Raw genomic sequence first — 11,015 nt, forward strand, 5'->3', positions numbered from 1 at the left:
CCAAAGGGATCAGACTGTAAATCTGACGGCTCTGCCTTCGAAGGTTCGAATCCTTCTCCCTCCACCATCATTCAGAAGACCCGGCCTCGCGCCGGGTTTTCGCTTTGTATACCCCCCCACTCATTTCTGCCCTTGTCAGATCTGACAGTTGCAATTGCATTCAATCTTGCTCATCGTGGCATCATCAATATCAGAGTATTCACATCATGTTTGAAGTCTGTGACGAGCACGGTCACGCTACCGGTCTGACACTGCAGGCGCTCAAAGTCAGAATAAGCAACGACTATCAGGGCGAAGTGATGGTGCGCTACAGCAACAAGCTGGGACTCCCCACGACCCTCTTTCTGACCATCCACCAGGGCGTTGCCTATCAACGCTTCAAAGCCGGCTCGCCAAAACTGGACTGGGAGTGGCTGGCCGGTGCAGGCAATGGTCACAGCCCCCGCGATTTTATGAGTGAACAGTTTCCACTATTTCAGCTCTCCCTCGATAGCTGAGTCGCTCTCGCTCAACTGCCGCAACTCCCCGATGATGTGCTGCAACCGGGTGCGAAATAGGGCCAGTTCGTTCATACAAACCTGCGCCCCGAGCTGACGGATCTTCTCTTCCAGTCGCCATGCCTCTTCGGCGAGCTGCGGCGCCATCATCATACTGATAGTGCCAGCCTGACGATGTACCCAATTGGCCAATGCCTTGTCATCCTGTGGCTGCTGCGCCATCGCCTGTTCAAGCTCCTGACGAAATAGCGGAAATATCTGCCGCAATTTGTCACCTTGGCCAAAAAATGCTGCCATGGCAGCGACATCAATCAAGGGGGGCGATGGCAAGATGCGCCACTTCTGCAACATCTGACGCAGCCCGTCCAGCAGCACCGGCTTGCCCAGCAGATCGTCCATGCCCGCGGCGAAACAGCGTTCAGCCTGTTCCGGCAACACATTGGCCGTCATGGCGATGATCAGCAGCCGCTCGCCTTTTTCTGCAGCCCGAATCCTGCGCGTAAATTCATAGCCATCCATCACCGGCATCTGGCAATCACAGAGCACCAGATCATAGGAGTGCTGCGCAACCATCTCGAGAGCCTGCTGGCCGTGCTCCGCCAGATCGCAGCTCAGATCAAGCTGCCTGAGCTGGCGCATCACCAGTGCCTGGTTGAGGGGATTATCCTCCACCAGCAGCACTCGACAAGGCAGCAAAGGCTTGCCCTGCACCTGCTCTTGCAACGATGACGCAGCCACCCCATCCACCCAGGCCAGCTGGCGATAACAGACCTCCCGCACCGCATGCCAGGTCATGGGGTTGCTGTTGAGCAGATAGCGTCCCGCCTCGTAGCGATAGCCGAGAGGTGATGTCAGTGGCAACACACAGATAACCCCTTCAGGCGCCTGCAGATTGTCACTGAAACGCAACTCAGCGTCGCTGTGCTGCGTGGTGCGCTCAATCCCCAGTGCATCGAGATGCAACAGCAGGGTGTGGCACAACTTCTCGTCATGCAGCTCGACAGAAGCCTGCATCCTGTTCAGCCGGGGATCCGGCTCTCGCTGCGCCAGTACCGGCAGCGTGACCGTCAGGGTGATGACGGTGCCAAGCCCGGGCGCACTCTCCAGCCGGATCTCCCCCCCCATCAAGCGAGCCAGGGTCTGACAGATACTCAGTCCCAGACCCGTACCACCATAACTGTGAGTAGTAGCGCTCTCAGCCTGCTCAAAGGCATTGAAGATCCGGCCAAGCGCCTCGGCACTCATACCGATGCCACTGTCGCGCACGCCGAAGCGCAGTTGCTGTTGCCCCTCCTCCTGCGCCAGCTGTTGCACCGAGATCTCGATAAAGCCTCGCTCGGTGAACTTGATGGCATTGCTGACAAAGTTGAACAGGATCTGGCGCAGACGCAGCGCATCACCGCTTACCCGGGCTGCCACACCGGCATCCGCCCACAGGTAAACGCGCAACCCCTTGCGGTGTACCTCGCTCATCGTCATGGTCAGCACGCTGTCGAGCAGCTCCCGGACAAGGAACGGGGCTTGTTCGAGCTGCATCTTGCCCGCCTCCAGCTTGGCGAAGTCGAGCACATTGTCGATCAGTGCATGCAACCCCTGAGCACCGCGGTTGATGATCTCCACCATCTGGCGCTGATCCTGGGTCAGCTCGGTGAAGGTGAGTTGCTCCGCCATGCCGACGATGCCATTCATGGGGGTGCGAATTTCGTGGCTCATGGTGGCCAGAAACTCCCCTTTCTGGCTGGCAGCCGCCTCGGCCTTTGCCTTGGCGGTGGCCAGCGCGGCCTCAACCCGCTGGCGGCGGACAATCTCCTGACGCAACCGCCAGTACGCCACCGAGAGTGCGAGGATAAACAGGACGATCCCGGACCCGACGGGGATCAGAGTCCGGATCAATTTTTGCCACGAAATCCCCTCGCTGTAGTTCAATGCCAACCAGCTATTGCGGATCTGCCGCTTCTCCTTGTCGCTCATGCTGGTAAACACCCGATTGATTAAAGGCAACAAGGGAGCATAGGACTCGCGCACCGCAACGGCCAACTCATCCTTGAAGGGGGTGGGCGCGGCAATATGAAGCCGGTCATCAAACTGCTCGGCTATGAGGCGAGAAACCACCACCAGATTGCCGATATAGGCATCACCCGCCCCGGCTGCGACACGAGCCATCCCTTCGTTGGCATTGCGGGTCGTGGTCAGCTTGAGATCGGGCACCAGCGCCCTGAGCCGGGGGATCAACATGCTGTCCGTCAGCAGCAGATGCTTGCCAGCCAGATCAGAAATATCCCCGATAGGCAGGCTGCCACGGGCCGTCACCAGCACCATGGGAAATGACGCGAAGGGCTCGCTGCCATGCCACCCCACCAGCTGCTCGATAACCCGGGTTGGCAAGACCGCCAGATCCACATCGTGATGCAGCAACAACTGCTGCAACTCGGGCCAGTTCTCGACGGGCAGCCGATCGTAAGCCAACCCCAGCCTCTCTTGCAGCAAGGCAAGGTAATCAGCCATTAAACCGACCGAATTCCCCTCCTCATCGCGGTAAGAGAAGGGGGCCCAACCGGGGAGTAATCCCAGCTTCAACGGCGGCAGTGTCGAGAGCCAGGCACGCTCATCGGGACGCAACAAGAAATTGCTGTGCCCCATAAAATTGGGGGTCAGGCTCTCCCCCAACCAGCGTTTTTCAAGTGCACTGCGCGCCTCGACCGTCAGCGCCTGAATGGCCGTATCAAGCCGGATAGCAAGGGAGTGCTTCTGGCTGACGACGCCAAGATGCAGGGTTTCCATCAACAAGGGAGACTGGGCAACCACCGCCAACGCCGGGTGATGCTCGATAAACAGATTGGCCACATGGAGGTTGCCGATATAGGCATCTGCCCGCCCTTGCTCGACCGCCTGTAGTGCGCTGCGGGTATCGACAAACAGCCGCGGTGTGACATTCGGGTAGTGCAGTCTGACCAGTTTTTCCGTTATAAACCCCTTCTCGATAGCAATGCTCGAGGACTGCAAGCGACTCACATCACGAAACAGGGCGCTGTCTTGTCGCACCACCACCACAGTCGGCGAGGTGTAGTAAGGCAAGCTATAGGTAACGCACTGGCGTACCTCAGAGTTAAAGGCATCCAGCAGAATATCGACCTTGCCACGGCAGGCATCGGCATACATGCCCTCCCAGTCGGGGTAGACCTGCCAGGCAATCCGGTAGTCCAGCTTTTGGGCTAATTGTTCCATCAATTCAACGCTGAACCCGGCTGCGATCTTGCCATTCCACTGTTGAAAAGGGCCCCACCCTCCGGCCACAATGCCCACATTGACAGTGCGCGCAGCAAGGAGCGGCGCCGAAAACGTCACTGGGGTCAAGAAAAAAAACAGTGCAATAATTATGAACCGTTTGATTAATGGCATGGGCGAATAATATATAGGCATAACGATTCACATATATTTTCCAAAAGATAGATGTCCCCTAAAAAATGGGGTGCGCACGGTAGTATAGAAATGTTAGTTTTGATAGCCTGAATATTACTCACCGTTTTATAAGAGGCTCATCCATGTCCTTCAAGATTATTCTTGCCGATGACCATCCCTTGATTCTGACCGGGATCCGTAGCCTGATTGACCAGATAACCCCCCATTGTGAAGTGATCGCCGAGGCATATCAGGTATCTGAGTTGCTGAAATCATTGCAACAACATCATTGTGATCTGTTGATTACCGATTTCAGTATGCCGGGAGATACCCGCTGCGATGGCCTGGTGATGATCCAGCAGTTGCGCCGGGATTATCCAAACCTGCCTATTATTGTGCTGACCCAAATCCAGAACAGCGCCATCTTGCAATCCCTTATTCAGGTTGGGGTAAACGGTCTGATACTGAAAAAATCGGTGATCAACGAACTGGCCGATGCCATTCGCCAGATATTACTTGGCCATCGCTATATTGGCCCTGCGGTAAACATGCTGCTGGCCGATGCCGGTGTATCCTCTCAAGGCAATATAAGTCCGTTGACCCCCAAAGAGTCTGAAGTTGTCCGCCTGCTGGCCAGCGGCATGTCGGTTTCCGAGGTTGCCGACTATCTTCATCGCAGCGTTAAAACCATCAGTACCCAGAAAAAAAGTGCCATGGTGCGGCTGGGTATTACCAGTGATAGTGCCCTCTTTGACTATGCCAAAAGCAGTGGTCTCTGTTAGTCGATAGATGCATCAAATATCAGGGTAACATCCCCTTTAAAATTGGAACCTGGGTATTTCATCATCTCTGTTACCGTTCCACCGACAACCTGAAATAGAATCGTTCTTGCAGCATTCATAACCGGCTGCCCTTGCACAGGCAATACGAAATTATATGGTCTAGTCGTCAAAAGGTTCATTTCCTGGAACCTGTTAACATAATAAGTTTTTAATGGTACTTGGCGCCCTTTGGCATCTTTTAGTGCACACTCGCTTCCCCATAGATATTGACAACGCAGGGTCACGGTAAAAGGCGCACTGAACCAAATCCGGAAAGGCAGCTCTTGCTGCAAAATATCTGGCGATTGTTTTCTATTATGAAGCCAATTGATCCATCCACCCGGTGGCAACAAGGTCACACTGTCAGCGCCATTAACGGACTCTTTTGGAAAATCCACTTTTAACTGATGACGTACGGTCAATGTGAATTTAAGCTCATGTTCTATTCCACCTGAATAATTGGCCTCACCCACGTCAATATCTTTATTTCGGCCAACAGAAACTTTTAAACTACCGGTGTATTTGCCATTAGACATGCGCAACGGATCAGGTGATTTAATGCGAAAGCCATAGTTCAACCAGGCAACCGTGTATGAGGTACCATTACCAAGCTGACTATTAAAATAGCACTCTGATAAACCATTTTGAGCAACATCATCAATCGAATAAACAAACAACTGTTCCAATACTAAATCCCCCCCCCACCAAGACCATGTAGGGAATTCTCTATGGCAGTCACCACTGATTTTATTAGTTGGCCATTTATTGTCATTTACTATCGGATACATCATTTTCATTACTTTCGCACCAATATGCGTTGGTATAACCGTCAATTCATGACGCTCCCCATTTTTGCTATTGGTCAGCACTACTTTTTTAGGCCCCGCAATCCGATAGTAACTCAAATAGCTCGATTTTCCTTTACTTGAGTCAATCATCTTGATGATTGACACTGGCAATTTTACGATGGTAGATGACGCCAGTGGTCTCTGAGGGTCACAATAAGCAACCTCAACGCCAACATCACAGGATGTTGTATTGATAAAGCGACCAGCATTAATTTCATAACTCTCAGGTTTATAGTCTGCTGTAATATCAATTACGACCGAGAATGCTGGCCAAGAGAGTAATAGTAGCACGATAAATTTAATTCCTTTCATTTTTTACAGTTACCCCAGCCGAACATATCAACTCCCCCAACAAAATAATATCGGACTCTTCAGCCCACGCCTGCTCACCAGCCACCTTGCTGCAATACAGTGCGCCATTACGCTCCACACTGAATGCTGGCTGTCGTCGGCTCGCCTCCAGCGCGAAGAAGCCATCATTTTCGGTAAATGCCCGCCCTATGGGGTTGCTGACCATGGCTCCACGCAACGGCTGGTTTTGCTCGTCCAGCAAGCGGCCAATCACAGTGACTGTGCTCACGGCATTCACCTGGCCATAACCCACTCCACCGCGGTTAAGGTGGTAGGGGAGCACAGTAGGCTTGATGGTGAGCGGCGCGCCCTCGTGGTCGGCCATCTCCAGTTGCAAGGTGCCGCTTTGCAAGGCAGGCACAGAGACCAGATGGCGTCCGGGCCCGAGGGTCTGCACGCTACCCTGATCGTCACTGACCCGGATCTGCGCCGCCTCGTCATCGGCCTCGATATCGAGGATCATCGCCGCCTCATTGCCCATGCCGCCCATATCGCGGGAACCGAGCGCCAGCTCCCCTTCTTGCCCCAGTGCCACCACGCTCTCCAGATTGATGCCGCCGGTCACCTGTTCGTTATAGGAGGAGTGCTGGGCAAACAAGTCGCCCCCCAACCAGGGCGCGGCGAAGCGGCCATAGCCGGATAGTCCGGTACCATAGCTGTCGTGGGTGCTGCCTACGCTGACCTGACGCAGCGGCCCCCAATCTACCTCCTGCTGGTAGTTAAGATAGGCACTGCGCTGGGCGCCGCCGGAGCGCGAGGTATTGCTGCCCAGCCCCAGCGACAACTGGCGATCCTGTCCCCCCAGGTTGACGGTCAGACTGAGGGTGCTGCCGCGATCCCGCTGCTGCGCAGTGCTCTCGCTGCCGGGACGATCGAACAAGGTCACCCCCCAGGTCACCCAGCGCCCCAAAAATCGATCGCTATAGTGCCACCCCACATCAGCGCCATTGCCACGGCCAGACTGATGAGAAACATAGACACCGAGGGATCCCCACTTTTCCAGCGACTGCTGCAGTGACAGGCTGGATACCGAGCTTGCGTCCCCCTGCTTGCGCAGATTGCGCGAATGGCTGGCCACCAGACTGCTGTTACCGTGCCAATAAATCCCCTGCAGATCGTAACCCCACCCCATGCCGACACTCTGGTTGAGAGAGGCAAAACCGTGGAGCTGACTGGTCGCCTCCCAATCGAGCGAGAGGGAGTGCTGAGCCCGTCTGTCCACATACTGGCTACCCGCTCCCACCACCAGCGAGGGAAGCAGCAAGTGGTTGACCGCCGCGCCGCCACTGGCCCCCTCCAGATCGCTGTCCCCCTGCCTCACCAGCCAGCGGGTCTGGCGTCCGGCGAACAGGTTGAAACGCCACGGCTCCTCCGGCGTCTGCCAGTTGGAGGGTTTGTAGATCATCTCGCGCCAACGGCGGGTCTCCTGACCATCCTCCAGCAGTCGCAGTTCCACCTCGTAGATACCGCCGGGCAGCGAGCGGGTATCGAGCGCCTGCAAACCGGATACGACCGGCTGGGCCTGGATCAGGTTGCCGTCACGATAGATCTCCACCATGCCCGGCCGAGCTGGTGCAACCTGGATTGGTGCCAGACTGGGTCCCCCGCGTTCCCGGCGCAGCAAATCCGAACTGCCCCACATCACCCCGAGCACAGTGGGGGTCGCACCACTGTAGTAGTTCGGCTGACGCACCAACCCCTGCGCCGAGGGAAAGAAGAAGCCAAGGCGATAAAAATTGGCCTCATGGAGCCGCTCTCCATATAGCTGAGCCAGGCCTACTTCGCTCGATTGCCCCTCCTGCCAGGTGGCATCCCCCTCCATAAAGGGGGACCACTGCCCCCAGCTACCTTCAAGCTGCAGGTTGTAGTGTCCATTGCGCTGAGTGCCCTGCACCATGTTCAGCTGGTTCTGGATCAGCAACCCCTTGCTCTCTTGGGGCAATGCCATGAAGCGCTGATCCCGCGCCTCCAGCTCCACCTGCCCGGTCAGCACCGAGAGCTGGGACTCCTCCAGGCTGTATTGCAATCCCACAATGCCTTCGGGACAGGCGCGGACGCACTCGCCGATCGGCAGGTGAGATCCCAGCCTGGTCAGCCAGCGCTCACGTTCCCGCTCATCAAACTCGCTCTCCTGCACATCCAGCAGCGAGAGCAGTTGCACCGAGTTATCGCGCCCGAGCAACACTTCACCATCACCCAACAGGCGACCATCGACAGTGACTCTCACCATCAGGGGAACACCAAAAAAGTGCTCTTCAAACCCCTCTGGCAATTGCCGCGCCTGTTGCAGCAGCAGTGCCGGATCTGCAGCCAGCAGCGGGGCAGAGAGCAACAACCCGAACAAGAGAAGAAGAAAACGAACCATGGAGTGCAACCTGAATGCCTGGAATCTTAATTAAAGGGGGGCCTGATGGCCCCCACATACTCAAGTCAGCCACCTTGAGCTGGCGGAGCCTCGGATTCAAACATCATGCTGACAATCCCCTGATAGTTGCCGGGCTTGTAGCCACCGGTTGGCGCCACAGCGGGAATAATCTCCAGCCCGACCTGTTTGCCGGTATTGGCATCTGCCTGATTCAGCAAGTCAGCAGATGAAGTGGTCAGCGCAACGCCTGCCACCTTGACCGTCAAGCCGATACTCTCCTTGCCGCTGGCCATGGTAGCGGGATAGACCAGATAGCCCTTGATGGAGCCAAGCGTGCTCTTCATCTCCAGCTGCTTGGCCAGGGGATCCAGCTGCTGGTTAAACGGGTTGAAGGTCAGTTTCTGCGGGGTACTCATCCAATCTCCCACAGGCTGCACGTAAAACTTGTCGGTCGGGATCTGCGCCGTTACCGTCACCGTATGCTCGATGCGCTCGGCCGCCATCAGCGAACCGCTCGCCAGCAACAGGGCGGGAAAAAGCGATAATATCTTCATAGCCACTCCTTCAGGTGTGATTGTCTTTCTTGTGATATATCGATATTCAAAGCTTGAACTCCCTGAATGCCGATTGTTTCCCTTCGATCAGTTCAAAACGAACCGTCCGGGTTGCATCTTTACCGAGCCGCTTTTTAACGCCGGGCAGCAGATGCTGTTTCTCCGGTTGACTGCATGACGTTTCTTTTTTGTCGCACAGTTCCAGATAATCGAGAATTACGGTGGCATTGCCCCGATTCTCCACATAGAGAACACCTTTTTCACGGTCAATCCGGGTGTCATAACGGGTCTCTTTGGGTGCCACAAACAAAATGGTGCCAAAACCGGTCATAATGCTGACCCCGGCGCTTATTTGCTGTTGTGGCGGCAATTCGGTGAGATCTTCATCCTGTGGTTTTACCGGGACAAAACGCACCCGAAAATAACGTTCACGTTCCCGTTCCCGTTCCCCCATGTAAATAAAACGGGTGGCCTGCATGCCACCTGCGGGAATAATCAACCGTGAGGGACTGGTCACCAGCTGGCGAACGCCCTCCTCCGGTAGCTCCCGCTCCTTGGGCACACCGTCAGCACCATATACAATCTCGGCCAAAGTTATTTTGACAAAAGCCGTTTCATCGCCAACATTGCGAATCCGTTTGAGCAGTGTAGTTTTCTCTGCTGACATATAGTCATATAAATTGCCAACACTGATATCCGGCGATGCCAAGGCGTTGCCACTGAGCACCAGCAGAAATAAAATAAAAAATTTACTCATATAAAAATTATCACATAGCAAGAAAGAGAAGGCAGTTCAGCAAAAGCTGTCGCTGAAAAATATGAATGAACCGTATATAAACCACTCTGGCATTATATTTACTTTTTAGTTTGGCGATTCATTGTTGAGGCCAGTCTAAATAGTCCACGCACCAGACTTAATCGGAATAATCTGATACTTAGTGAGTATTTTACCTGCCAATAATCAGACAATTCCTACAGCCCACATTTAGTGGCTTCCACTATTATCCACAGCCATAACCGTCAACAGGGATGTGCCATGTTTGCGTTCAAAGAAGAGTTTCCGGTCAGTGACGTGGCCTCCCTGGCGACAGTGGAGATTGCCGTGCCCTTTTATCAGCCGATTGTTGATCGTGATCGGGGGGTCATCGGGTTTGAAGTGCTGGCCAGACGCTGGGATCCCCAGCTGCAATGCTATCGGGGCATCGATTTCCCCTCCCTGAGCGAGGATGAATCCCTGCATCTGGACATCGTCATGCTCAGATCCATCCTGCGCGACCTGCCAGCACTGGCAAAGGGAGGGCCCTATATGCTCTCCATCAACCTCAATCCGGTACTGGGCAGTGCCACCTATCAGAATCTGTTGCTGCTGGTGCTGCTACAGGCTCGCAAACTGGATATCGCAATCTGGTTCGAGGTGGTGGAGTACGCCCCGCTGCACAGCCAGCATCTGGCACTGATCGAGGTACTGCGCAGCCACGGTGCCCATATTGCCTGCGATGACTTCGGCACCCAGGAGTGCAATTTCCAGCGGGTGATGGCGCTCCCCTACGAGATCATCAAGCTGGATCGCTCCCTGCTGCTACAGGCGGTCAAGAGTAGCCATGCCTTGCGCATGCTGACCGGACTGGTGGAATACCTGCAGCGGCTCGGCATGAAGGTGGTGTGCGAAGGGGTGGAAAACCAGACCCATATAGAGATTGCCGACCAGCTCGGCTGTGACTATCAACAGGGTTACGTCTACGCCATGCCCTCCCCCCTCTCCCGTTGGGCCTGAGCGGCCCGCTTTTCTACCTGACTCGCGCTGGCAACCATTCCCTGCCAAATTGCATGATGCGGTGAGGGCGAGTACAATCTCGCACCCCGTTTATCCGGCACATATTCATCTATAGGTGTTTCGGGTATGCCGTCATCGGGTCGCGCTGTGATGAATGCTCTTGCCGAGAGAAGAGTCCTGCGCACTCAACCCATACGGCGCCATCAGGTGGCGCCGTCCTGATTTGCAATCCGAATCAAAACACAAAAAAGCCAATAAAATCAACAATTTATAGCCCCAAAAAAACCCATATACACGATTCTATACACGGTGATAGTATCAGAGTTGCAGTAACCGTTCACCGGGACGGTGTTGACAGCACCAACTCCTCCGGGAACGGGTAGTCGGTTTTCTCGATGCAGGACCT

At 54.9% G+C, this 11,015-nt stretch carries 8 protein-coding genes; 3 read left to right on the forward strand and 5 right to left on the reverse strand.

Annotated elements, in window-relative coordinates:
• Positions 1-206: 206 nt before the first annotated feature.
• Positions 207-497: a hypothetical protein gene (locus tag OKC27_RS21740; RefSeq protein WP_270806688.1), complete on the forward strand. Its 291-nt coding sequence runs from the start codon at positions 207-209 to the stop codon at positions 495-497.
• Here OKC27_RS21740 and OKC27_RS21745 read toward each other — a convergent pair.
• The gene (locus tag OKC27_RS21745) at positions 471-3,917 is read right to left on the reverse strand and encodes an ATP-binding protein (protein ID WP_270806689.1); all 3,447 of its coding nucleotides are present in this window, start codon (positions 3,915-3,917) and stop codon (positions 471-473) included. The two genes, OKC27_RS21740 and OKC27_RS21745, sit on opposite strands and share 27 nt — an antisense overlap.
• Positions 3,918-4,039: 122 nt before the next feature.
• Here OKC27_RS21745 and OKC27_RS21750 point away from each other — a divergent pair, with 122 nt between their 5' ends.
• Complete coding sequence (locus OKC27_RS21750) at positions 4,040-4,678, forward strand: response regulator (RefSeq protein ID WP_197931125.1); 639 nt, start codon at positions 4,040-4,042, stop codon at positions 4,676-4,678.
• Here OKC27_RS21750 and OKC27_RS21755 read toward each other — a convergent pair.
• The 4 genes from OKC27_RS21755 to OKC27_RS21770 form a co-directional block, all read right to left on the reverse strand.
• Positions 4,675-5,877: a hypothetical protein gene (locus OKC27_RS21755; RefSeq protein WP_234604940.1), complete on the reverse strand. Its 1,203-nt coding sequence runs from the start codon at positions 5,875-5,877 to the stop codon at positions 4,675-4,677. The genes OKC27_RS21750 and OKC27_RS21755 overlap by 4 nt on opposite strands.
• Positions 5,864-8,281 (reverse strand): TcfC E-set like domain-containing protein, encoded by a 2,418-nt coding sequence (locus OKC27_RS21760; RefSeq protein WP_270806690.1) that lies wholly within the window; start codon positions 8,279-8,281, stop codon positions 5,864-5,866. Before OKC27_RS21760 ends, OKC27_RS21755 begins: the two co-directional genes overlap by 14 nt.
• A gap of 65 nt (positions 8,282-8,346) precedes the next feature.
• Complete coding sequence (locus tag OKC27_RS21765) at positions 8,347-8,835, reverse strand: CS1 type fimbrial major subunit (protein ID WP_234663226.1); 489 nt, start codon at positions 8,833-8,835, stop codon at positions 8,347-8,349.
• A 46-nt stretch (positions 8,836-8,881) separates the two neighbouring features.
• Positions 8,882-9,592, reverse strand: coding sequence for a hypothetical protein (locus tag OKC27_RS21770; RefSeq protein WP_270806691.1), 711 nt, complete (start codon positions 9,590-9,592; stop codon positions 8,882-8,884).
• A 279-nt stretch (positions 9,593-9,871) separates the two neighbouring features.
• Between OKC27_RS21770 and OKC27_RS21775 the strand changes: the two genes are divergently transcribed.
• Positions 9,872-10,609 carry an EAL domain-containing protein gene (locus OKC27_RS21775; protein WP_270806692.1) on the forward strand — a complete coding sequence of 246 codons (738 nt, stop codon included), beginning with the start codon at positions 9,872-9,874 and terminating at the stop codon, positions 10,607-10,609.
• Positions 10,610-11,015 lie beyond the last annotated feature (406 nt).

It is taken from the genome of Aeromonas sp. QDB62 (assembly GCF_027705695.1).
Classification (GTDB): domain Bacteria; phylum Pseudomonadota; class Gammaproteobacteria; order Enterobacterales; family Aeromonadaceae; genus Aeromonas; species Aeromonas allosaccharophila.